This window comes from Picosynechococcus sp. PCC 7003, assembly GCF_001693255.1.
Classification (GTDB): domain Bacteria; phylum Cyanobacteriota; class Cyanobacteriia; order Cyanobacteriales; family MRBY01; genus MRBY01.
The window spans coordinates 2,631,202-2,652,891 of the sequence record NZ_CP016474.1 but is presented as its reverse complement, the minus strand read 5'-3'; the positions used below and the strand labels follow the sequence as shown (position 1 = coordinate 2,652,891).

At 51.3% G+C, this 21,690-nt stretch carries 20 protein-coding genes; 14 read left to right on the top strand and 6 right to left on the bottom strand.

The window, feature by feature from the left end; all coding sequences use genetic code 11:
* Positions 1-51: 51 nt before the first annotated feature.
* Positions 52-1,422 (bottom strand): FADH(2)-oxidizing methylenetetrahydrofolate--tRNA-(uracil(54)-C(5))-methyltransferase TrmFO, encoded by a 1,371-nt coding sequence (trmFO, locus tag AWQ21_RS12560; protein WP_065714834.1) that lies wholly within the window; start codon positions 1,420-1,422, stop codon positions 52-54.
* 137 nt (positions 1,423-1,559) lie between these two features.
* Entirely contained in the window at positions 1,560-1,898 is a 339-nt protein-coding gene (locus tag AWQ21_RS12555) for a DUF1830 domain-containing protein (protein WP_065714833.1), read from the bottom strand.
* A 466-nt stretch (positions 1,899-2,364) separates the two neighbouring features.
* On the opposite strand from AWQ21_RS12555, the gene AWQ21_RS12550 reads away from it, so the two are divergent.
* From AWQ21_RS12550 to pheA, 9 genes are all read left to right on the top strand, one after another.
* Complete coding sequence (locus tag AWQ21_RS12550) at positions 2,365-3,018, top strand: 1-acyl-sn-glycerol-3-phosphate acyltransferase (RefSeq protein WP_198159654.1); 654 nt, start codon at positions 2,365-2,367, stop codon at positions 3,016-3,018.
* A 218-nt stretch (positions 3,019-3,236) separates the two neighbouring features.
* Positions 3,237-4,142 (top strand): MBL fold metallo-hydrolase, encoded by a 906-nt coding sequence (locus tag AWQ21_RS12545; RefSeq protein WP_065714832.1) that lies wholly within the window; start codon positions 3,237-3,239, stop codon positions 4,140-4,142.
* A 41-nt stretch (positions 4,143-4,183) separates the two neighbouring features.
* The gene (locus AWQ21_RS12540) at positions 4,184-5,179 is read left to right on the top strand and encodes a bifunctional riboflavin kinase/FAD synthetase (RefSeq protein WP_065714831.1); all 996 of its coding nucleotides are present in this window, start codon (positions 4,184-4,186) and stop codon (positions 5,177-5,179) included.
* Positions 5,160-6,104: a MoxR family ATPase gene (locus tag AWQ21_RS12535; protein WP_065714830.1), complete on the top strand. Its 945-nt coding sequence runs from the start codon at positions 5,160-5,162 to the stop codon at positions 6,102-6,104. Before AWQ21_RS12540 ends, AWQ21_RS12535 begins: the two co-directional genes overlap by 20 nt.
* Positions 6,105-6,161: 57 nt before the next feature.
* A complete protein-coding gene (locus AWQ21_RS12530; protein ID WP_065714829.1) occupies positions 6,162-6,707 on the top strand; it encodes a DUF2854 domain-containing protein in 546 nt (181 codons plus the stop codon).
* Between the two features lie 147 nt (positions 6,708-6,854).
* A complete protein-coding gene (gene psaK, locus AWQ21_RS12525; protein WP_065714828.1) occupies positions 6,855-7,118 on the top strand; it encodes a photosystem I reaction center subunit PsaK in 264 nt (87 codons plus the stop codon).
* Positions 7,119-7,366: 248 nt separating this feature from the next.
* Positions 7,367-8,554, top strand: coding sequence for a M20 family metallopeptidase (locus AWQ21_RS12520; protein ID WP_065714827.1), 1,188 nt, complete (start codon positions 7,367-7,369; stop codon positions 8,552-8,554).
* A gap of 68 nt (positions 8,555-8,622) precedes the next feature.
* Positions 8,623-8,910, top strand: coding sequence for a hypothetical protein (locus AWQ21_RS12515; RefSeq protein ID WP_065714826.1), 288 nt, complete (start codon positions 8,623-8,625; stop codon positions 8,908-8,910).
* 41 nt (positions 8,911-8,951) lie between these two features.
* Complete coding sequence (gene pheA / locus AWQ21_RS12510; protein WP_065714825.1) at positions 8,952-9,836, top strand: prephenate dehydratase; 885 nt, start codon at positions 8,952-8,954, stop codon at positions 9,834-9,836.
* Between the two features lie 338 nt (positions 9,837-10,174).
* On the opposite strand, the gene cphA is transcribed toward pheA, so the two are convergent.
* Positions 10,175-12,871, bottom strand: a complete 2,697-nt coding sequence (gene cphA, locus AWQ21_RS12505; RefSeq protein WP_065714824.1) for a cyanophycin synthetase — start codon at positions 12,869-12,871, stop codon at positions 10,175-10,177.
* A gap of 205 nt (positions 12,872-13,076) precedes the next feature.
* Positions 13,077-13,916, bottom strand: a complete 840-nt coding sequence (locus tag AWQ21_RS12500) for a cyanophycinase (protein WP_065715342.1) — start codon at positions 13,914-13,916, stop codon at positions 13,077-13,079.
* Between the two features lie 232 nt (positions 13,917-14,148).
* On the opposite strand from AWQ21_RS12500, the gene trmD reads away from it, so the two are divergent.
* From trmD to AWQ21_RS12475, 5 genes are all read left to right on the top strand, one after another.
* Complete coding sequence (trmD, locus tag AWQ21_RS12495) at positions 14,149-14,859, top strand: tRNA (guanosine(37)-N1)-methyltransferase TrmD (protein ID WP_065714823.1); 711 nt, start codon at positions 14,149-14,151, stop codon at positions 14,857-14,859.
* Positions 14,856-15,650: a hypothetical protein gene (locus AWQ21_RS12490; protein ID WP_065714822.1), complete on the top strand. Its 795-nt coding sequence runs from the start codon at positions 14,856-14,858 to the stop codon at positions 15,648-15,650. Before trmD ends, AWQ21_RS12490 begins: the two co-directional genes overlap by 4 nt.
* 71 nt (positions 15,651-15,721) lie before the next feature.
* The gene (locus AWQ21_RS12485) at positions 15,722-18,073 is read left to right on the top strand and encodes an HD family phosphohydrolase (protein ID WP_065714821.1); all 2,352 of its coding nucleotides are present in this window, start codon (positions 15,722-15,724) and stop codon (positions 18,071-18,073) included.
* A gap of 50 nt (positions 18,074-18,123) precedes the next feature.
* On the top strand, positions 18,124-18,879 hold the full coding sequence (locus tag AWQ21_RS12480; protein WP_065714820.1) for an MBL fold metallo-hydrolase: 756 nt from the start codon (positions 18,124-18,126) through the stop codon (positions 18,877-18,879).
* An 88-nt stretch (positions 18,880-18,967) separates the two neighbouring features.
* Positions 18,968-19,198, top strand: a complete 231-nt coding sequence (locus tag AWQ21_RS12475; protein WP_065714819.1) for a DUF3134 domain-containing protein — start codon at positions 18,968-18,970, stop codon at positions 19,196-19,198.
* 472 nt (positions 19,199-19,670) lie between these two features.
* On the opposite strand, the gene AWQ21_RS12470 is transcribed toward AWQ21_RS12475, so the two are convergent.
* Together AWQ21_RS12470 and AWQ21_RS12465 are read right to left on the bottom strand one after the other, a co-directional pair.
* On the bottom strand, positions 19,671-20,654 hold the full coding sequence (locus tag AWQ21_RS12470; protein ID WP_065714818.1) for a glutathione S-transferase family protein: 984 nt from the start codon (positions 20,652-20,654) through the stop codon (positions 19,671-19,673).
* A gap of 7 nt (positions 20,655-20,661) precedes the next feature.
* Positions 20,662-21,684: a DUF2325 domain-containing protein gene (locus AWQ21_RS12465; protein ID WP_065714817.1), complete on the bottom strand. Its 1,023-nt coding sequence runs from the start codon at positions 21,682-21,684 to the stop codon at positions 20,662-20,664.
* Between the last annotated feature and the right edge of the window lie 6 nt (positions 21,685-21,690).

Below are 21,690 nucleotides of genomic sequence, written 5' to 3'. Positions count from 1 at the left end.
AGTACGCTTACTCAGTCAAAATCTTGGTGAACCTGGGACGTTACGGCGTCATTAGACCAAGGCTGCTGAACGACGATAATTCTCTTGCCACTGCTCCAAGTCAGTGAGGGAACGATCCCGGTAAACACCATACCGTTCTTTTTTACTCCGTACGCGCTCCACCAGGGGCGGAATAATGCCGAAGTTGGGGGGCATGGGTTGGAAATGCTTGGGAGAAGCGCTATGGATAAAGGCGAACAAGGCTCCCATCATGGTGGTTTCCGGTAAGGTCAAAGGCGTTAATTCTTTGGCTAAACGGGCAGCATTGGTGCCGGCGAGCCATCCCCCCGCTGCTGCTGCCGTATAACCTTCGGTGCCAATTAATTGGCCAGCGGCGAGGAGGGTCGGGCGTTTTTTAAATTGCAGCGTTGCTTCGAGCAGCTCAGGGGAATTTAGAAATGTATTGCGGTGCATCACGCCCATGCGGACAAATTCCGCATTTTCTAACCCAGGAATCATGCGGAATACCCGTTTTTGTTCACCCCAACGGAGATTAGTTTGAAAGCCGACCATGTTCCAGAGTTGACCCTGTTTATCTTCCTGGCGCAGTTGTACGACTGCATAGGGGCGTTTGTTTTTGTTTTCGGGGGCGCGAAAATCACCGAGACGGGCATCGAAAAGACCTACAGGTTTTAGAGGCCCAAAACGCATGGTATCTTCACCCCGGCGAGCTAATTCTTCGATGGGGAGACAGCCCTCAAAAAATTTCGCGGTTTCTAATTCAAAATCTTTCAGTTCTGCTTGTTCTGCTTCACAAAGGGCGTTCCGAAAAGCTTGGTACTGGGCTTGATCCATCGGGCAATTCAGGTAAGCGGCTTCTCCTTTGTCGTAGCGAGAAGCGAGAAAGGCAATGTCTTGGTTGATGCTTTCGCCAATAATGATTGGACTCGCGGCATCAAAAAAGCTCATGTACTCTAAGCCCGTGAATTGCTGCAGTTCTGTGGCCAGGGCAGCGGTGGTCAGGGGGCCGGTTGCCAAGACGGTGATCCCTTCACTGGGTATTTGATCTAGGGGTTCGCGGCGAAAGGTGACTAGGGGATGTTCGGCGAGTTTTTGGGTGAGATCTTGACTAAAAACGGCCCGGTCAACGGCTAAGGCTCCCCCTGCAGGAACCCGGTGTTGATCGGCAGTACCGATGATCACGGATTGGAGGCGACGGAGTTCTTCGTGGAGCAATCCAGCGGCGCGATCGCTGGAGGCCGCCCCAAAGGAATTGCTGCAAACCAACTCAGCAAGGTCGGCGGTATGGTGGGCCGGACTTTTTTGGACGGGGCGCATCTCATAGAGGGTGACCGGAACCCCGGCTTGGGCAATTTGCCAGGCGGCTTCTGTGCCAGCGAGGCCACCACCAATTACAGTTACGGGAGGTAGGGTCTTAGTCATGGGCGGTCAAGGTCAAATAGGGTTAGGAGCGGTATTCTATCTTACATTTTGGCTTTGGGGTTTAACGATGGACGCATCGAGGTAGACAAAATAAAACCACCCCGAAGGATGGTTCGTGGCAAAAATCAAGGAAAAACTTAGGGGGCGATCGCCACCGGTCTCACCGCAGGAATATCTCGATTAACTGGGGCCGGCTCTGGTTCATCTGTTTCCGGGCCAGTTTCTTGCATCGCTAGACGATGGCAGGGGATCGTGTCCGACAAAATAGCACTCGCCATCATACCCGTATGAATTTCTAAGATCGCCTGGGGCAGGGCTTCAAACATTAGCCGTTGCCCGGGAAAAACAACCCGCTCAAAATACCAATCTTCGACATTTGTAATACGAGCAACTTGGATCTGACTGGTTGCATTTACATAGCAGCAAAGTAGAGCTTTGTTATCGTCATTTGGGACGGGATCAAGAATTTGAGCCATGGTATTCCTGGGTAAGTATTTAAATAGTCTTTTATATCTCTCGATGATAAGCTAACACCGATTGATCCCCAGTGGTTGTAACGTCCACTACAAAGACATAAGCTAAGCAAAATAGTTCTTCTTGAAAGTTTGATATTTGTTTATCTATTCGCGTTTTAGCTGGATATTTTCCAAATTTTTCTTTTGTAATTTAAGTAACAATTTTTGATATAAAACCTTACTTTTAAAAAGGTTTCTAGAGACCCAAAAGAATCTTAAGAAAAAATTAAGTTCTTTAAGTTACAAAACAATACCTTGGACCAAGACGAAAGCGAATGGGCGAAACCTTACAAATCATCGGGAACTCCATCACCATGGGTCGTTAGGAAGGGAATTGTCTGAATTCATCCCCAATGTCTAGGTATCGATCCGGCGATCGCGGTAATATCGACTGATCAAACCCGTCATTTTGCCAATTTTTTACACCATGCCTGAGTTGGAATCTTCCCGTGCCAGGGAACCTTTGAGTAGTTTGATTCTCTACCGTGCTTTCAAGTGGGGCTGTGTGAACCCGGTATTTCGGACGTATTTTCGGGGCCGGGTGTATGGGGTAGAGCATGTACCCAAGGAGGGGCCATTTATCGCAGTGAGTAACCATGCCAGCAATTTTGATCCGCCTATTTTGTCCAATTGCCTCTGCCGTCCGGTGGCTTTTATGGCGAAGGAAGAATTATTTCAGGTGCCAATTCTCAAGCAGGCGATCGCCCTCTATGGCGCTTACCCAGTGAAGCGAGGCGCCGGGGATCGGGGAGCCATCCGCGCGGCGATCAAAGCCCTTGAGCAAGGTTGGGGCGTGGGAATTTTTCTCCAGGGAACTCGGACGCCAGACGGTACGATCACCGATCCCAAACCCGGTGCCGCCCTCATTGCGGCGAAAGCCCAGGTGCCTCTTTTGCCGATTAGTCTCTGGGGCACTGAGAAAATTTTAGTCAAGGGGAAGAAAATGCCCCAGTCGGTACCGTTAACTGTACGCATTGGTGAGGCGATCGCCCCGCCCTCTGCTGTCAAAAAAGAAGCCCTGAACCAAGTAACCCAAACCTGTACCGAAGTCATTAATCAACTGCATCACCTAGGTCGTTAATTCGGTGATCCAAATCACTCCACGTAAGTGATACCGACCCCCTAAATCTAGGGTGGGGTTTGTTAGTCTAACGGTAGTTGTTTTCATGGTCTTACTTGTTCGATCATAAAAATCCAAGCCAAATCGAAATATTAGGCCAGCCTTATCACCGCTAAAGCCAACCATTTCAAGTAAGTAAGACACCATTCCTGCACAAATCCAGCTAACATTGACCAGCCATGTCCAAGGCCCAGACCGAATTTAAGATCAAGTTTTGGGGGGTGCGTGGCAGTATTCCTTGTCCTGGGCGAGAAACCGTCCGCTATGGCGGCAACACTCCCTGTGTGGAAATGCGCGTGGGAGATCAACATCTCATTTTTGATGGCGGTACGGGCCTACGTCTGCTGGGTGAAACCTTGGTCGCACAATCAGAACCGGTCACGGCCCATTTGTTTTTTTCCCACTCCCATTGGGATCATATCCAGGGGTTTCCTTTTTTTGCGCCGGCTTTTCAGCAGAAAAATTGTTTCAACATCTACGGTGTCACGGTGGACGACGAGATCCCGATCCAAAAACGGCTCCATGACCAAATGCTTCACCCCAACTTTCCGGTGCCCCTCCAGGTGATGCGGGCGGAGCTAAACTTTTTCGCTTTAGCTCTAGGAGAAACGCTTTCCCTCGGAGAGGTGCGGGTCACCAATGGGCCTCTGAATCATCCCGGTGGCGCGGTGGGTTATCGAGTGGACTGGCAAGGGCTGAGAGTGGCCTACGTCACAGACACAGAACATTACCGCGATCGCCTGGATGATCAGGTGCTACGACTCGCCCAGGGGGCTGATGTTCTGATCATAGATGCGACCTACACAGATGAGGAATATCATGATCCGCGCCATAGCAAAGTGGGCTGGGGCCATAGTACTTGGCAAGAGGCAGTGAAGGTTGCCCAGGCCGCTAAAGTGAAGCAATTGATCCTGTTTCACCATGATCCGAGCCATGGTGATGATTTCCTCGATGATGTCCAACAAGCGGCGCGGGCTATTTTTCCCCAAACGGCGATCGCCCAGGAAGGACAGACCATTATTTTGCAAGCCTCCGGAGAAGGAAATCCTAGGTTTCCGGGGCCAACCCAAGCACTATCCGTCTGATATCGGTATAAAATACGGTCAAATGTTTCGGACTGTAAAGCGTGCGGGTAATCTCATCAACAACTGAAGCGTTAACACCCACTTGCATTGCCCTGGGCAATTTTGATGGGGTGCACCGGGGACACCAGCGGGTCATTGCCCCGGCCGTTACCCAAGCCAGGGTGCTGTCCCAAGGGGAAATGGTTGGCGATCGCCTCCGAAGCTCACCCAAAATTCACGCCACCGTTGTCACCTTTGACCCTCACCCCCGGGAGTTTTTCTCTGGGAACCCCCAACATCTCCTGACTCCCCTCCCAGAAAAACAAGCATTTCTGGCGCAGTTTGGCATCGAACAGTTGGTATTACTCTCCTTTGACCGAGAACTGGCAGCCCTTTCCCCCCAGGAGTTTGTGGCCGAAATCCTCGTTAAGCAACTGCAAACCCAGTCCATTAGCGTCGGTAGTGACTTTTCCTTTGGTCGGGGGCGGAGCGGCAGTGCCACCGATCTCCAGGCGATCGCCAAAAGCTTTGGGATCGATGTCCACATCACGCCCCTGTGCCGGGAAGCCGAAACAAGGATTAGTAGTTCTGCCATTCGGGAAGCCCTGGCTACGGGACAAATCCATTACGCAAATCAACTGCTCGGCCGTCCCTACTCCCTTCAAGGCACCGTGACCCATGGTCAAAAATTAGGCCGTCAAATTGGCTTTCCCACCGCCAATCTCCAGGGAGAGGCCACTAAATTTTTACCGAAATATGGGGTCTATGCCGTGCAAGTGACCAGCGATGTTTTGCCTACCGCCCAATGGGGCATACTAAACATTGGGTGTCGCCCCACGGTTACAACCACAGCCCTACCGACGGTGGAAGTGCATCTCTTGGATTATCACCAGGATCTCTATGGGGCCACCTTGAAGGTTGATCTCCTCCATTACCTACGTCCAGAACAAAAGTTTGCCTCCCTCCAGGCCCTCCAAAATCAAATTCACCAGGATGGCGATCGCGCCCGTACCCTGCTCACCTCCTCCTCCAATCAGCATGAAAGAACGCATTCGTGACCTCACCGATAACCTCTCAAAAACCATCGTCGGCAAAGAAGATGCCATTCGTCTTGTGCTCGTGGCGATGTTAAGTGGGGGCCATGTGCTCCTCGAAGATGTCCCCGGCGTCGGTAAGACCCTTTTGGCCAAATCCCTCGCCCGTTCCGTCAATGGCCGTTTCCAGCGGATTCAATGCACCCCCGATCTCTTACCCAGTGACATTACAGGCACCAATATTTGGAATCCCAGTAGCCGTGAATTTGAATTTTTATCCGGCCCTGTGTTTGCCAATGTCCTCCTCGCCGATGAAATTAACCGGGCTACCCCCCGCACTCAGTCCGCGCTCCTTGAAGTAATGGAAGAGCAACAGGTGACCGTCGATGGTGAAGCCCGTAAAGTGCCCAAACCGTTTTTTGTGATTGCGACCCAAAACCCCATCGAATACCAAGGCACCTTCCCACTCCCAGAAGCCCAGATGGATCGGTTTATTCTTTCTCTCACCCTTGGTTATCCTGGTTTTTCTGAGGAAGTGGATATGCTCCAACTCCACCAATCCCGCATTGCCCCAGAGGAACTCAAGCCCTGTATTTCCCTAGATGACATGCGTGAACTCCAAAGTCTCGTCAATAAAATCCATGTCGAGAAATCAATCCAGGAATACATTGTCAAAATTGCCCAAAAGTCCCGCAATTATGAAGGAATTATTCTAGGGGTTAGTCCCCGGGGCACAGTAGCCCTCCAGCGGGCCGCCCAAGCCTATGCTTTTCTGGCGGATCGAGATTTTATTACGACCGATGATATTAAATACCTCGCGCCGTTTGTTTTAGCCCACCGAGTGATTGTCACCGGGGGCAAAGGCGCAAAGGACGTGATCAAGACTTTGGTGGCCACAATTACCGATCCCTCAACGCCCAATAGCGACTACAGTTTGCCAACGACTTAAAAACACCGTGTTAAGATTAGTAACGTTTTGTGTTTTTAGGATTAATGGGGCAACTGGATGTTCGGCAAAATTTCCCTGGGTAGTGTGGGTTTAGTGGTGGGAGGCATCCTCTCGGTGGTGGGTTTCGCGGCCTATGGCTTTGGTAATGCCACCTTAAATTTGGCGGGGATGTTCTATGGCATCCCCATTCTTTTGGGGGGGTTAGCCCTCAAGGCAGCGGAAATTAAACCGATCGCCTATAGCCAAGAACCTTCTCCAGACTTGCAAGCACTACGGGATAGCCAGGCAACGGCAACCCAACAGCAAATCAGAAAGGATGTGACCCGATATCGCTATGGTCAGGACTGTCATTTAGATGATGCCCTAGAACGTTTGGGGTTAAGCCCAACAGACGAGGAACGGCCTCTATTGCACCACATCCGCGAGGAATCCCGGGAAGGGCGCTATGCGTTGGTATTGGAATTTAAGTCGCCGTTATTTTCCCTGGAAGATTGGCAAACGCGCCGGGAAAAAATTGAGCGGTTTTTTGGCCCGGATGTCACGGCGGCGATCGCCCAACCCACAGAAGATGAAATTGAACTGGCATTAATTCGCGCAGAATAGCTTATGGGGCGATCCATTTATAAAACTTTACGATGTTGCTAAGTATTGCAAAGGAAATAAAGCAAAGGCTCAGCTTTGGGCAAAACTAGGGACAATTACGCTAAAAAATCCAAAATTTATTTAATCGTTATTTAGGAGTCAAGATTTATGTCCCTTGCCCTTACCGTTGCCGCTGCTGTGCCCACCACCATGGCCTGGAGCCCCAAAGTCGCCATTGTGATGGTGATCTGCAATGTTTTGGCGATCGCCATTGGGAAAGCCACCATTAAGCACCCCTCCGAAGGCCCCGCATTACCGATGTCTGATATGTTCGGTGGTATGGGTCTCCCCGCACTCCTCGCAACCACGAGTTTCGGACATATCCTCGGTGTTGGGGTCATCCTCGGCTTGGGTAGCATGGGTGCGATCTAAAGAACCTGTGTTTGCTGGTCTGATTTGAGCTTGTTATTTTTAAAATTCGTCGTTTTGTCTTTTGTTTTGGAGAAGGTTGTTGTATCCCCGGAGTTTTTCTGGGGATTTTTGTTTTGGTGGGTGGTCTTAAAATCTAAGGGCGATCGCCCTCGGTTAGCAACGACGTCGAACAACGCTAGAAAATTAGCTGTTTTACAATAAAAGGCTAAACCTCCATTGCAACTGCCCGTCCAAAGTTGACCGCCCCTATGCTCGCCGAAATTAAAAGCCTTGCTGAAAAATTAGCACCCCGTTTAATTGAAATCCGTCGCCACATCCACGCCCACCCCGAATTAAGTGGCGAGGAACAGCAAACAGCGGCCTATGTGTCTGGGGTCTTGTCTTCCTGTGGCATTGCGGTACAGGAGTCGGTGGGCAAAACTGGGGTAGTCGGTAACCTCCGGGGCCAAGGTACAGACCCGCGCACCCTAGGCATTCGCGTCGATATGGATGCGCTGCCAATCCAAGAATGTACAAACTTAGACTATGCTTCTACCCGCATGGGAGTGATGCACGCCTGCGGCCACGATGTACATACAACGGTGGGTCTGGGAGCGGCGATGGTTTTGGCTCAACTCCCGGAGGCGATCGCCGGTAATATCCGCTTTTTGTTTCAGCCCGCCGAAGAAATTGCCCAGGGAGCAAAATGGATGGTCGATGATGGGGCCTTGGTGGGGGTCGATGGGGTGATTGGCTTGCACGTTTTTCCGACCATTCCCGCTAAAACCATCGGGATTCGCTACGGTGCCCTCACCGCCGCCGCCGACGATTTAGAAATTTTTATCTACGGCGAATCGGGCCATGGTGCCCGTCCCCACCAAGCCATTGATGCCATTTGGATTGCCGCCCAGGTGGTCACAGCCCTACAACAGTCGATCAGCCGCACCCAAAACCCCCTGCGGCCCATTGTCCTCACCATTGGCAAAATTAACGGGGGCCGGGCCGCCAATGTCATTGCCGATGAGGTACACATGACCGGCACAGTGCGATCGCTCCACCCCGAAACCCATGCCGATCTCCCCCAATGGATTGAAAATATCGTCGCCAACATCTGCAATACCTACGGCGCAAAATATAAGGTCAACTACCAGCGGGGGGTGCCTTCGGTGCAAAATGATCCCGGTTTGACGAAAATCCTCGAACAGGCAAGTCGGGAAGCCCTTGGCGATCGCCATGTAGAAATTTTGCCGGAGCCTTCCCTGGGGGCCGAGGATTTTTCCATGTACCTCGAAAATCTCCCCGGAACGATGTTTCGCTTGGGGGTCGGTCACCAAAACCGCTTGAACTACCCCCTGCACCATCCCCTCTTTGACATTGATGAAAGTGCGATCCTCACCGGGGTCATTACCCTCGTCTACACAGCCCATAAATATTTCCAACACTCGCCCTCTGATTAACCCAAAATTAATCAGGATATTGAACAATAGGAAGGGTTATTCCCCAAAAATGTAAGGATCTTTACATAATGGCATTTGATAAACGCTACATGCGCCAAGTCCATCGTCGCTTAGTTCCCATCATGATTGCGCCTCTTCTTTTGACCATGTTGACAGGGGTACTCTTCCAAATCGCTGATATGACGGACAATGGGGCGAATTTTGCCTGGCTGCTTGATCTCCATAAGGGCGAGTTTGGTCCTTTGAATTTAGAGGCAATTTACCCATTTCTGAATGGTTTGGGTTTATTGATCTTGATTATCACGGGTCTCATTATGTGGTGGAGTGGTCGGCCCCGGAAGCGGCAAGAGTCTTGAAACTTGGTAGGATTGAAAGCATTCGCAAGCAATCGTCGGGTATGACCATTAAAATCGCCCATCTCGGGCCAGCGGGAACGAATGCAGAAGCAGCAGCCCAGACCTATCAGGAATGGTTACAGCGGGATAGTGAAGCCACCGTTGAACTATTGCCCTGCCAAAGCATTGCCCAAAGTTTGTATGCCCTTGCCCATGACGAGGTAGATCGGGCGGTAATTCCGGTGGAAAATTCCATCCAAGGTTCCGTGGCTATTTCCCTCGATCTGGTTTGGGAGTTACATCCCCTTTCCATTTGTCAGCAAATCATCCTGCCAATTCACCATGCGTTGATTTCCTTTGCCCAGGATTTTAGCGAGATCAAAGAAGTTCGTTCCCATCCCCAGGCCCTCGCCCAATGTCAGCGTTGGCTCGAAAAACATTTGCCCCATGCAGCGTTAAGGGAAGCCAATTCAACAACGGCTGTCTTAAGTAACCTCAAGGATAATCCTCACCTAGGGGCGATCGCCGCGCCCCGGGCTGCGCACCTTTACCATTTACCGATCATGGTGGATGCCATTGGTGATTTTCCGCAAAATTGCACCCGGTTTTGGGTTTTAGGGAAAGAAATCCAAACGGCCGGAGATGTGATTTCCCTTGCCTTTACCCTGCCGGCAAAAATTCCTGGGGTTCTGGTGAGCGCCCTGGAAGTCTTTGCTCGCCGCAAAATTAATCTCAGCCGCATCGAATCGCGCCCCACAAAACGTTCCCTGGGGGAATATTTATTTTTTGTCGATATCGATGGTTGTCTAACAAATCCCGATGTCCAGGCGGCTTTGATGGAGCTCCAAACCCATACAGAAATTTTAAAAATTCTCGGTAACTACCGCACGATTCCCTTAGTTTCCCTAGGGGCAACGCCTGCCCCGGTTACTGACTCTTCGTCGTAGGATGTTCGTTGTCGCTTGAGAAAACAAAACGGCAAGTAACGGATAAACCACTCCTTAGCCAGCGATGGAGGGAGAATTAACAGGAGAATGAACTACTCCAGCCTAAGAGACATGGAGTTTCCGACGCTTCATCGCTCCTAGTTGCCTCATGCTTCCGCAATCGGTAGAGCTTGGCAGCTCTGCGTCTAAAGAGGCCAGTTCCTGACCCCTTGCCCAGGCTAAATTAACCTGAGCTGCATTGATTCTTTTTAAGTGATCAATGTGGCTACTGTTATAGCATATTATTTCCACACTGGTTGGCTACTTCCGTTTCTCTTCAGTAGCCGCGCTATCCTTCCCTACCCTAAAGAGGGATAGGGACTGCCGCGCCCAAGTTCAGGGGGAATACTGGTCGCCCCATTCAGGTCAGGGCTAGTCTTGCTTGGTAGGCGTTCCTCAATCATGGCGATCGCCCGGGTCACACTTTCGGGGAAAATCACTACCAGAGCCTCCTGGGGCGCTTCATCGAGGGCGACAGTCAAGGCCCGTTGTTCATCGAGGATCATCTCATATTGACAATCCGGATTCTCTTCGCAAATCCCCTGGCGGATTAAATCTGCCACTTCTCCTTCACGGCGGCCCCGTTTATCATCGTCCTCTTTAACGATAATGCGGTCAAAAACCGCAGCGGCAATGCGGCCCAATAAAATTAAATCTTCATCGCGGCGATCGCCAGGGCCACCCACCACCCCAATCCGTTTGCCGGGCCAGTTTTTCACAAAGGCGCCAACGGCCTCATAACCGGCTGGATTATGGGCGTAGTCTACCAGCGCATGGTGTGTTCCCAAATCAAAAAGATTCATCCGTCCTGGAGTCTGGGCTGCCGAAGGCTTAAAGGTTCGTAGTCCCTGGCGAATATGCTCAATATCAACCCCCTGGGCGAAGGCCGCCAAACAAGCGGCAAGGGCATTAGCAATCATAAACGGCGCCATTCCCCCCATCGTTACCGGCGCGTGCTTCACATGCTCCACCTGCAACTTCCATTCCCCTTCTAACAAAGTTAGATAGCCATTGTCATAAACCGCCGCCAAGCCACCCCGCCGTATATGTTCTAGAACCAACGGATTATCCGGCTGCATCGAAAAATAAGTCACCTTACCCCGCACCTTTTCGGCCATGGCAGCCACGAGGGGATCATCAGCATTTAGGACTGCATAGCCATCGGGGCTAACTGTTTCAGCAATCACTCCCTTGACCTGGGCCATTTGCTCAATGGTGTTAATATCTCCCAAACCCAGATGGTCTGCGGCGACATTCAGTACAACCCCCACATCACAGCAATCAAACGCCAAACCCGCCCGTAAAATCCCACCACGGGCCGATTCCAGAACAGCCACCTCCACCGTTGGGTCCTGGAGAATCATCGCCGCACTCTGGGGGCCAGTATTATCACCCTTTTGGGCAAGATAATCACCGATGTAAACGCCGTCTGTGCTGGTATAACCTACAATTTTCCCTGTTTGACGATAGATATGGGCCGTCAAGCGGGTGGTGGTGGTTTTGCCATTGGTTCCCGTAAGGGCAATGATGGGGATGCGGCTGGGAGCACCATCGGGATAAAGCATATCCAGCACCGGGGCCGCCACATTGCGGGGTAAACCACGGCTCGGAGCCACATGCATCCGAAAACCAGGGGCGGCATTAACCTCCACAATTACCCCATCGGTATCGGGGAGGGGTTGGGTAATGTCCTCGGTGACTACATCAATCCCGGCAATATCCAAGCCGATAATTTTGGCGACTCGCTCAAAGAGCCACACGTTGTAAGGGTGAATATCATCGGTACGATCAACGGCAATGCCGCCTGTACTTAGGTTTGCTGTGGCCCGCAGATAGGCAATTTCTCCGTCCTGAAGCACGGTGTCAAGGGATAAACCTTGGCGATCGAGCACTTTCAGGGCCGTTTGGTCGATCACGATGCGGGTGAGGACATTATCATGGCCATCACCTCGGTTGGGGTCGCGGTTGGTTTCTTCGATGAGGGTTTCAATGGTTGAGCGGCCATCTCCCACCACATGGGCGGGTACCCGTTCAGAGACGGCGACGAGCTTACCGTTAATGACCAATACCCGGTGGTCACTGCCCTTGTAGTAACGTTCTACAATCACGGAGCGGGTTTTTGAAGCTTCACTGGCGAGATCATAGGCGTGCTCTGCGTCAGCCCAGGTTTTGATATCAATGGTAATGCCGCGGCCATGGTTACCATCGAGGGGTTTAATCACAATGGGATAGCCACCAACGTCTTCAATGGCATCCTCAAGGTCATCTAAATAGCGAATCACGGTACCACGGGGCACGGGTACACCTGCATCGGCCAAAATATTTTTGGTGCCTTCTTTGTCACAGGCTAATTCAACGGCTAAAATGCCGGATTGGTTGCTGAGGGTCGCTTGGAGCCGTCGCTGGTGTAGGCCATAACCCAGTTGAATCATGGAGCGGGCACTGAGCAATGACCAGGGAATGCCACGAGATTCAGCCTCTTTGACGATGGTTTCGGTACTAGGGCCAAGGGCTGAACTGGCACAGAGATCTTTGAGGTCGGCAATATCTTGATCGAGTTCTTTGGGGGAATAGTGCCCGGTGTCGAGGATGGATTGGCAGAGGCGCACAGCGGCCCGCCCTGCATAACGCCCAGCTTGCTCGTAGATGTATTCAAAAACGACATTGTAGACACCGTGATCGCCAGTGGCCCTGGTGCGACCAAACCCAACGGGCATGCCAGCTAATTCTTGGAGTTCGAGGGCGACATGTTCAACGATATGACCCATGAGGGTGCCTTCCCGGACACGGCTTAAAAAACCACCCCGGCAGCCGGGGGAGCAATAGTGTTCGACAAGGCTGGGCAAGGTTTCGCTGAGGGCTTCGTAGAATCCGCTAATTTCGTTGGAGGGGATTTCTGCAATTTCTTCGAGATCGAGACGCATGACGATCAACTTTTTGCGTCGAATACTCCAATAGTTTGGGCCTCTGAGGGTTAGGGTCTTGAGGATTCTCATGGGTTGGCGTGGTTGAAAGTCTGGTGGGGCTGGGCGCAAATGCCGACGGGTGGGCGATAATCGGCGTTAGAGTACTGCTGGGGATGGCAATGGTCTATTAAGAGGAAATGGTGAACTGGAGGATGACATTTGGCGATCGCCCTAGAATTGCTAATTATTCTAGGACAATTTGTTCGTGGATTATTTGTCGGTTAGTGACCATCATTTAAAGGTTTCCGGACATTGGCCGGTGGTTTTTGAGGTCGTAGCGATCGCCATGGCAGAGGACATGCAAATGCAAATTATGGAGACTCAACGGTTCAGATGTATCGACGCGGGACTGATTTGTGTGGGTCAAATCCTGGGCATCAACAATGGTGACCGTCCCCCGGCCTAGGACTTCTAAATAGCCTTCCTGCTCAAAGACCGCCGCCGTATCTTCGTCAATGCCGATGCCCAGACGATCCGGATGTACGGCAATGGTACTGAGGAGGCGCACCATGCGATTGCGGTTGTGAAAATGCTGATCGACGATAATTTCTGGAATCATCCCCAGACCCATGGCCAAATCCACGAGGCCTCGGTTGGGAGATTCACCGCTACTGCCCCCGGCAATCATGTGGTGGCCCATCACTGCTGCCCCGGCGCTAGTGCCAGCGAGGGTGATTTCGCCGCTGTGGATCCGTTGGCGAATGCGCTCCATTAATGGTGTATCTGAAAGCAGACCACAGAGCCGGAGCTGGTCGCCGCCCGTCATAAAAACGCCAGTACAATCTTCAACAAATTCTTGGTAATAGCGGTCTTCGGCATGGATGCGATCGCGCACGTCCAAAACCTTGACCTTGGCGACGCCCATGTCCTCAAAAATTCGTTGGTAGCGATCGCCAATCAATAACGGTTCGCGGGATGCCGACGGAATAATGGCGATCGCCGCCTCGGTTCCCCCAGACCGCCGGAAGAACGAAGCGAGAATCTCCTTACCATGAACCTTATCTTCCGCTCCCCCAATGACAAGGATGGAACTCTTAAAAGAAGTTTGCTGAGCAAGAGAAGTTTCTGACGGCATTAGTTTAATCTTGAGGACAGATGAGTGGCGAAATTCCAGATCCGTTTGTACTTGGTGCAGCCACCATTGGGCCCGAGCCATTGACCAGATTCCTACGGTCTGAACCCTTACCAAAAGAACCAGAGAAATCCAGAAAAATCCCCACAATTATTGCATAGTCCTTGTCATTCTCAAATTAGCTGATTATTCTTTTTTAGGTCAAAAAACCATCACTTTCACTCCCCCTTTTTCTATGGCTTTACATTTCGATCTTGTGACCCTTTTTCCGGATTTTTTTACCTCGCCGCTCCAGTCCGGCCTCCTGGGAAAAGCTTTAGGGAAAGGCATTGCCACCGTTAACTTCACCAATCCCCGGGACTTCACGACGGATAAACACCGGAGCGTTGATGATGAACCCTACGGAGGCGGTGCAGGGATGCTATTAAAACCAGAACCCCTCTTTGCGGCAGTGGAGTCTTTACCTATGCAACCCAAACGGGAGGTGATTTTGATGACGCCCCAAGGACAACGACTTGATCAACAGCTTTTGGCGGAATTAACCACCTATGACCAGTTGGTTTTAATCTGCGGCCATTATGAGGGGGTCGATGAACGGGTGCGGGAGCATTTGGTGACCCGGGAAATTTCCTTGGGTGATTTTGTCTTGACCTGTGGCGAAATTCCGGCGTTGACGTTGCTCAATGGGGTGATTCGCTTACTGCCGGGCACGGTGGGAAAAGAGGCGTCCCTCAAGGCCGATAGTTTCCAGGTGCCGCTGTTGGACTATCCGCAATACACGCGCCCCGCTAAGTTCCGGGGGTGGGAAGTGCCAGAGGTCTTGCGGTCTGGTAATCACCAAAAAATTGCGGCATGGCGCTTGGCCCAGCAAATTGAACGCACCCAAGTACGACGGCCGGATCTGTGGGCGGCTTGGCAAGCTTCTCAAGGGGAGGTTCAGGAATGATTGTGAGTCTTTATCACCGATTACTGGGAATGATCTTGGCGATCGCCAGTCAGTTTGAGAGCAATGATCCTTCGCCGCTGATGCTGTCGCTGCAGACCTTGATGACCCAGTACAACGAAATGGGGGTACCGGGTAATTGGCGACCCCAGTTTACCGAGGAGCCTTTAGAAAATGGTTTTTTGTTGTTGCCATTGTTGGTGTTTTGCCATGAAGATCCCCAGGATTTAGGCGATCGCCTGGGGGAATTTGACCTGCCCCAGGAACACTGCGCTGTGGTGCTGGATTTAGCCTGTGTCCTGAGTGCTTGTTTCCGGGAAAAACTCGCCCCTGGTAACTTCCGCGCCCACATCGCGCGATATTCTCCGGTTGGTGCACTGCTACAATCCCACTGGACTTCCGGGCAGACCTGGGTAAGCTTGGATCGGGCGATTCGAGCAGGGAAGCACCCTAGGACAACCCAGCAACGCCTGCTCATCTACGGGGCGATCGCCTATGGTAACGGTCGTTGGCCAGAGAGCTTAGCCCTAGTCCAAACAGAATCAAGTATTATCAGCCTTTGGGTGGCAATTTTTGTCGGTGTCCTCCGGGGCGATCGCCATTTACCTCTATGTTTACGGCTACATCATGATTTAGAAGCAATGGAAACCCAAGTCTTGCAGTTTTGGAGCCGCTGGTCGGGACTTCCCCCAGAAAATCAGTTACAGTTGGAGCAAGTACCACTCATTGCGAGTCCGTCCGTTCTCCAATATCGCCCCCAGCTTCAACTTATTTCCCAACGCCACCTTGTTTAGCACCCTGCGACCGATTGAATCTTCTGCGCTCGGTGGATGTCTGAATTAATCGCATTTTTTTCAATTTGCATATGAATTTTTGGTCTAATTCCAAACAGCATCGGGGCCAAGGGCAATCTCCCACCCGGCGGAAGTCGCCTAGCCAACTTTCTGCTTCGGTATTGGCAGTGGTTGCGGTCACCTCCTTAACCAGCGTCATTGGCGATCGCTTCTATAACCAACCGCAATTGGCGGTGGATACCATTGCACCAAAGACGATCACGGCTCCCACCGACGGCGAATTTGAAGATACCAAGACCACCGAGGCCAAACGCCAGGAAATTCGTCAGGGCGCTATCCCCAGCTTGAAGCGAGATCCGGAACTGACACCAACCATCAAGCAAGATCTCAAAACCCTCCTCGATGACATTAGCCGAATCCGTACCATTTCCGGTGAATTTCCGTTTCTCGATCCCCAAATTTTATCGGTTCCGAGCCAAACAACGCTCCGCCAAGCCAGCGATGCCCAATGGGAAACGGTATTGGCGATCGCCGATCAACTCGAAATATCTCCCCTGCCGCCCCTCGATACCTTGCTGCCCACGGATGCAAGTTTGGCGACCCCGACCCGGGAACTCTACGGCTATGCAGGGGTAGCTGGCCCGGCGGCAGTGCAAAGGCTGATCACGACGATCATGGTTGCCCGGGAAGGTTATCAACAGGCGATCGCCGAGGCCCAAACTACCTTTAACACCGACCTGTTCCAAACCCACCAAACGTTTTTACTCCGCTTGTCTGATGCAGAATGGGAGCAAGTTCGTACTGATATTCTCCAGGCCGGCGATCGCATTTTGACCCAGGGGATTCCCCCCGGCATTTCCCAAAGCCTCCTCCAGGAAACCGTCCAAGTACAACTCGAAAACGACAGTTCCGGGCGCGCCTTTGCCATCGACGCTTTAACCCAAATTCTCCGCCCCAACCTGATCGAAGACCGCGAAGAAACCAAACGTCGTTCCGAACAGGCTGCCCTCGCCGTGGAACCCGTCGTTGTGAGCATTGATGCCGGCGAGGTAATTGTCACCAAGGGGGAACAAATTAGCCAGGAAGATTTTGTTCTGCTCGATGGCTTTGGCCTCAGCGATCGCCAAATTAATTGGCTGGGTCTCGGTGGTTACGCCCTCTTGGTTAGCGGTGGCGTTGCCATAACCATCATTGTCGTTGCCAAAACCAAAAAAAACCTGCGTCGGCGTGATTGGGTGTTGCTGCTGCTCATTAGCCTGAGTACCCCCCTCCTTGGCCTAACGAAATTCCCCTACAACAACAACTTACCAGCCGTCGGACTACTCACTGGTAGCCTCTACCATCCCCACATTGCGATCGCCCAAGTGGCCCTCTTATCTGGGATTACGGGCATTAGCGACGAAGACATTAAATGGGATCACCTCATTGCGGCCACCGTCGGCGGGCTCATTGCGGCCCAACAAAGCGGTAAATTGCGCTCCCGGGAAGAACAAGCCACCCTCGGCTTTACCATTGGGGCCATGCAAGCCATCATTAGCCTCGCCTGGAATCTCATTGCTAGTGCCAGTGCCGAGACCCTCTGGTATGTGCTATTGCCAGAAGCTCTGATCTTCGGAGTATCTGGCACCATCTGGATTATTATTGCCCTCGGACTCTCTCCCTATCTGGAACGCTTTTTTGAACTCCTGACCCCCATTCGCTTGGCCGAACTTTCCAATCCGAACCGTCCGCTGCTCGCCAAGCTTGCTAAAGAAACACCTGGAACCTTTCAACACACGCTATTTGTTGCCTCCCTCGCCGAGGCCGCCGGTCGCCAATTAGGCTGTGATGTGGAATTAATCCGTGCCGGAACCCTCTACCATGACATCGGTAAAACCCATGACCCCCAAGGTTTTATTGAAAATCAGCAGGGCGGCCCCAATAAACATGACAAGCTTAGTCCCTACGAAAGTGTCGAGATTATTCGCAAGCATGTGACGGAAGGGGAAAAAATGGCTAAAAAACATAAGCTTCCCAAGGCCATCCGCGACTTCATCCCAGAACACCAGGGGACGATGCAAATCTCATATTTTTACCACCAAGCCCGCGCCCTAGCTGAAAAAGAAGGCCAACCCCCAGAGAGTGTGGATGAACAGTTATTCCGGTATGCTGGCCCCATCCCCCAATCGCGGGAAACAGGCGTTGTAATGTTGGCGGATAGTTGTGAAGCGGCCCTGCGCTCCCTGAAAGAAGCAACCCCCGACCAAGCAGCCATTATGGTCAATCGTATATTTCGGGCTCGTTGGCAGGATGGTCAATTAGCTGAATCTGGCATTGAGAAAAATGAGTTGCCGTCCATTGTGGATGTTTTTGTAAAAGTGTGGGAGCAATACAATCACAAGCGCATTGCCTATCCCCAAGCGGCATTGGAGTCTCGCCGTTAACCCCAGGGCAGAAGTTGTTAAGATCTGTAAATAAATCTCTAGGCTGACCCATGGAATTGACATATCTCGACAGTAATAGCTGGCTCATTGAGATGGCTGGCAAACGCATTTTGTTGGATCCGTGGCTAGTGGGCTCGTTGATGTTTGGGAATACACCTTGGCTATTTAAAGGCGATCGCCCCCAGGATCGGCCCATTCCCAAAAACGTTGACTTGATTTTGTTATCCCAAGGGCTACCAGACCATGCCCATGTACCGACCCTAGAGCAGTTGGATCACGCCTTACCCGTTGTCGGCTCCCCGAATGCGGCCAAGGTTGTGCAATCTCTGGGTTATCAAACCATCCACACCCTAGAGCACCACCAGAAATACACCATTGACAACTTAGAAATTCTGGCCCTGAAAGGGTCTCCGGTGGGGCCAACAACCTTTGAAAATGGCTACCTGCTCAAGGATCTCAGCACTGGGCAAACCCTTTACTACGAACCCCACGGTTACCATTCCCCGGAAGTAAAACAGTATGCTCCGATTGATGTTGTGGTGACGCCATTAATTAATCTCACCCTGCCCCTCCTCGGCCCCGTAATCAAAGGTCAAGCGAGCGCGTTGCAAGTGTGTGAATGGCTAAAACCCCAGGTGATTTTACCCACTGCTGCTGGCGGAGATGTCAACTTTGAAGGGTTGGTGATGAAGTTCCTTAAACCCCAAGGTACTGTTGCTGACTTTAAGCAAATGCTCCACCAAAAACAGCCTGATACCCTCGTTTTAGAACCGACGCCAGGGACGCCCTGTACCGTTTTGGCCTAAAAAGCACTCTATCTCAAGTTCCCCGAATCCTGAATAGGTTATACTAAAAAACTGCTCATCTACCCGTAGCGATCGCCTAGTTTTGACTATGAAAAATCCTTCCCTGCGCCAAGAACCTCGATATGCGCCTGCCTCTGTGATTGCCCTAGAGCAAAAGACATCGTTACTAGAATGGCTAGAAGAAAACGGTCGCATTATCTACCGTGAGAAAAAAGACGACATCATCGATGAGATGGCAGACGATCAAGATTTATCTGAGCTGATGGATGAAGACGGCTTTGAAGATGACGACGATGACGATGATGCTGACCTTGATTAATCTTCTTAAAGAGAATTTTCCCTAGAAATCTTTGAAGAAAGTTACGAGACGATTTCAATCCACAAATGACCTGTGGATTTTTTTATTTGAAGTTTTCTCCTCAGCTCCATTTAGAAGGGTTTAACGGCAAAGGGTTGAAATCCCCGCCCCTTGGGGCGTAATGCTCTATAATCATATCGCTGACACGGCAACGGATAGCGAAAACCAAGCTAGACACATACAAAGTATTTTTTGTGACCGTGATTTTTGTCCTCGGGAACCGGGGAGTCCGCCTATCGCCAGAATATAAGACTCGCTATTCCTCGGAATAGAAAGCTGTTCTTTGGGTAGGAAGCCCCGCTGCTTGCGGCGGGGTAGTTCACCTCAGCCCATCAGCAAATAAATGATCGCTTGCAGCCGCTGCTAAGGAATGCGCCGAAGTTGCTAACCCTCAAAGGTTTGATTGGATTGCTCATGAAACATTCAACTCTCCCTATGTTATAAACTTTTCTGAGCGGTGGTGGGGGGTATGCAACGCCTGTAAATCGATGCCGAGGGGAACGATACCGCTGGGATTGAGAGGGAATAGGGAGCGGTAATATTCCTGTTGGATCGTCTTAAGGGGACAGGTGGCGGCAACACCCGGCAGTTGATAAATGTCCCGTAGATAACCCCAAAGATTTTTGTAATCACAGATGCGACGGCGATCGCATTTAAAGAGGCCGTGGTACACCAGATCGAAGCGAATCAGGGTGGTAAACAGGCGGATATCGCAGAGAGTGAGTTGGTTGCCCAAAAGATAGCGGCGATCGCCTAAGCGTTCATCGAGATCATCTAGGGTTTGAAAGAGTGCTGTCGCTGCTTGGTCATAGGCAGCTTGGGTGCGGGCAAAGCCACATTTGTAAACGCCATTGTTAACGGTGTGATAGATCAGATCATTCAGGCGATCGCCTTCTGCTTGTAAAGCTTGGGGGTAGAGATCCCGCTCTGGAAATTTCGCAAACTGATTAAAGGCAGCATTGAGCATCACAATGATCTCTGCGCTCTCGTTATTAACGATCTGATACGTTTGGCAATCCCAGAGCACTGGCACAGAACAGCGACCCTTGTAACCCGCCTGTCCCAATTGATAAAGCTCTTTCATACTGCGGCAACCCGTGGGGTCATTTTCCAGACGCCAGCCCCCCACAGATACATCGGCGATCGCCACACTCAACTCAACTACATCCTCTAGGCCTTTGAGAATGCGGGTAATGGCCGTCCGGTGCGCCCAGGGGCAAGTGAGGCCAATGTAAAGTCGATAACGGTTGGGCTCGGCTGGAAACTGTTCAGAACCAACCCAATGGCGAAATTGACTCTCGACCCGTTGAAAATTGCCCGTCGGATCGCTGGGGGCTAGTGGAGACATTAGGGTTTGCCAGAGGCGATGCCAGACAAATTGTGCTGTTTGAATCAAGAACTTTGGGGGAACTGCCATAAAGCGATTATTTATTCCACAGTTGCGCCAATTGTTGGGTTTTAAGTCCTGCTTCGATGGCTTCTAGCACCCTAGTCATGCCTGTGGTGTTGATAATTTCATATTTTCTGTCTGCTTTTTTACAGGCTTCCATGGCCCGCTCCGTCATGGAATGGCTCGCATAGCCCGTGATAATCAAAATGAGGTCAACATTAGTCACCTGGGCTTCCCCCTGGGCGGAAAGCTGGAGGCCGTCCTGTTCGCTGTACCATTGCAATTCCACCTGGGAATTCCGCAGGCGATTTTTGACGGCGGTTTGGAGGCGATCATGTCCCCCAAAAACTAAGACTTTTCCAGCAAGATCGGCATACAGTTCAGGGCGTTTGTCGGATTTGCGGTGGCGGGATTTAGGTTGAATATTGGGGTGGTGTTCCGTGCGGGAACGGTTTTCGAGAGCTTTGTTGTAGATAAAGTTGAGAGTTTGTTCGTGGGTTCCCCGCAGCCGGGCAACGGGGCCTTCTTCGCTATGTTCATTGATTTGGTTAATCAGGGCATCGACCACTTCTTCGAGGGCGCCAATTTCCTTGAGATCTTCGACATAACCCCGGATGGCGATCGCCGCATCGGTGGCACTAAAAAAGTCCTGCTGTTCAAAGATCATATCGAGCAGATCATCCCGGAGATCAGATTGCCAGCGTTGGACTTTTTCCCGCGCTTTTTCTTCTAAAAGTCTTTCTTCCCGGAGTACCAGTTGGGCATCGACAATTTCAGTGGCTTTTTCGGGTATTTCGGCTATTTCACGGCGAATATCTGCAGCTTTTTCCTGTAATTGTTGGATTATGTCGGCATTGTGATATCCTTCCGCCCGGTAGGTACTGATCATTTCTTCTACTTTTTTGAGGAGAGGGTGCAGCTTCGCTTCCCGTTGGCGCACAATGTCCTGGTATTGTTCGTCCCGTTGCTGCTGTAATTTTTTTTCTTCGAGGTGGGTCTTCGCCGCAGATAACAAATTTTCAACAGAGGCCTCTAGGTTTTCGAGTTCGATATCCATGGGAAT

Coding starts and splice junctions, on each gene's coding strand:
- AWQ21_RS12555 (WP_065714833.1), bottom strand. CDS start 1,898: ATGGCTCAAATTCTTGATCCCGTCCCAAATGACGATAACAAAGCTCTA.
- AWQ21_RS12480 (WP_065714820.1), top strand. CDS start 18,124: ATGGAATTGACATATCTCGACAGTAATAGCTGGCTCATTGAGATGGCT.
- AWQ21_RS12485 (WP_065714821.1), top strand. CDS start 15,722: ATGAATTTTTGGTCTAATTCCAAACAGCATCGGGGCCAAGGGCAATCT.
- AWQ21_RS12475 (WP_065714819.1), top strand. CDS start 18,968: ATGAAAAATCCTTCCCTGCGCCAAGAACCTCGATATGCGCCTGCCTCT.
- pheA (WP_065714825.1), top strand. CDS start 8,952: ATGACCATTAAAATCGCCCATCTCGGGCCAGCGGGAACGAATGCAGAA.
- psaK (WP_065714828.1), top strand. CDS start 6,855: ATGTCCCTTGCCCTTACCGTTGCCGCTGCTGTGCCCACCACCATGGCC.
- AWQ21_RS12535 (WP_065714830.1), top strand. CDS start 5,160: ATGAAAGAACGCATTCGTGACCTCACCGATAACCTCTCAAAAACCATC.
- AWQ21_RS12500 (WP_065715342.1), bottom strand. CDS start 13,916: ATGCCGTCAGAAACTTCTCTTGCTCAGCAAACTTCTTTTAAGAGTTCC.
- AWQ21_RS12465 (WP_065714817.1), bottom strand. CDS start 21,684: ATGGATATCGAACTCGAAAACCTAGAGGCCTCTGTTGAAAATTTGTTA.
- AWQ21_RS12470 (WP_065714818.1), bottom strand. CDS start 20,654: ATGGCAGTTCCCCCAAAGTTCTTGATTCAAACAGCACAATTTGTCTGG.
- AWQ21_RS12490 (WP_065714822.1), top strand. CDS start 14,856: ATGATTGTGAGTCTTTATCACCGATTACTGGGAATGATCTTGGCGATC.
- AWQ21_RS12515 (WP_065714826.1), top strand. CDS start 8,623: ATGGCATTTGATAAACGCTACATGCGCCAAGTCCATCGTCGCTTAGTT.
- AWQ21_RS12550 (WP_198159654.1), top strand. CDS start 2,365: ATGCCTGAGTTGGAATCTTCCCGTGCCAGGGAACCTTTGAGTAGTTTG.
- trmD (WP_065714823.1), top strand. CDS start 14,149: ATGGCTTTACATTTCGATCTTGTGACCCTTTTTCCGGATTTTTTTACC.
- AWQ21_RS12545 (WP_065714832.1), top strand. CDS start 3,237: ATGTCCAAGGCCCAGACCGAATTTAAGATCAAGTTTTGGGGGGTGCGT.
- trmFO (WP_065714834.1), bottom strand. CDS start 1,422: ATGACTAAGACCCTACCTCCCGTAACTGTAATTGGTGGTGGCCTCGCT.
- AWQ21_RS12530 (WP_065714829.1), top strand. CDS start 6,162: ATGTTCGGCAAAATTTCCCTGGGTAGTGTGGGTTTAGTGGTGGGAGGC.
- cphA (WP_065714824.1), bottom strand. CDS start 12,871: ATGAGAATCCTCAAGACCCTAACCCTCAGAGGCCCAAACTATTGGAGT.
- AWQ21_RS12520 (WP_065714827.1), top strand. CDS start 7,367: ATGCTCGCCGAAATTAAAAGCCTTGCTGAAAAATTAGCACCCCGTTTA.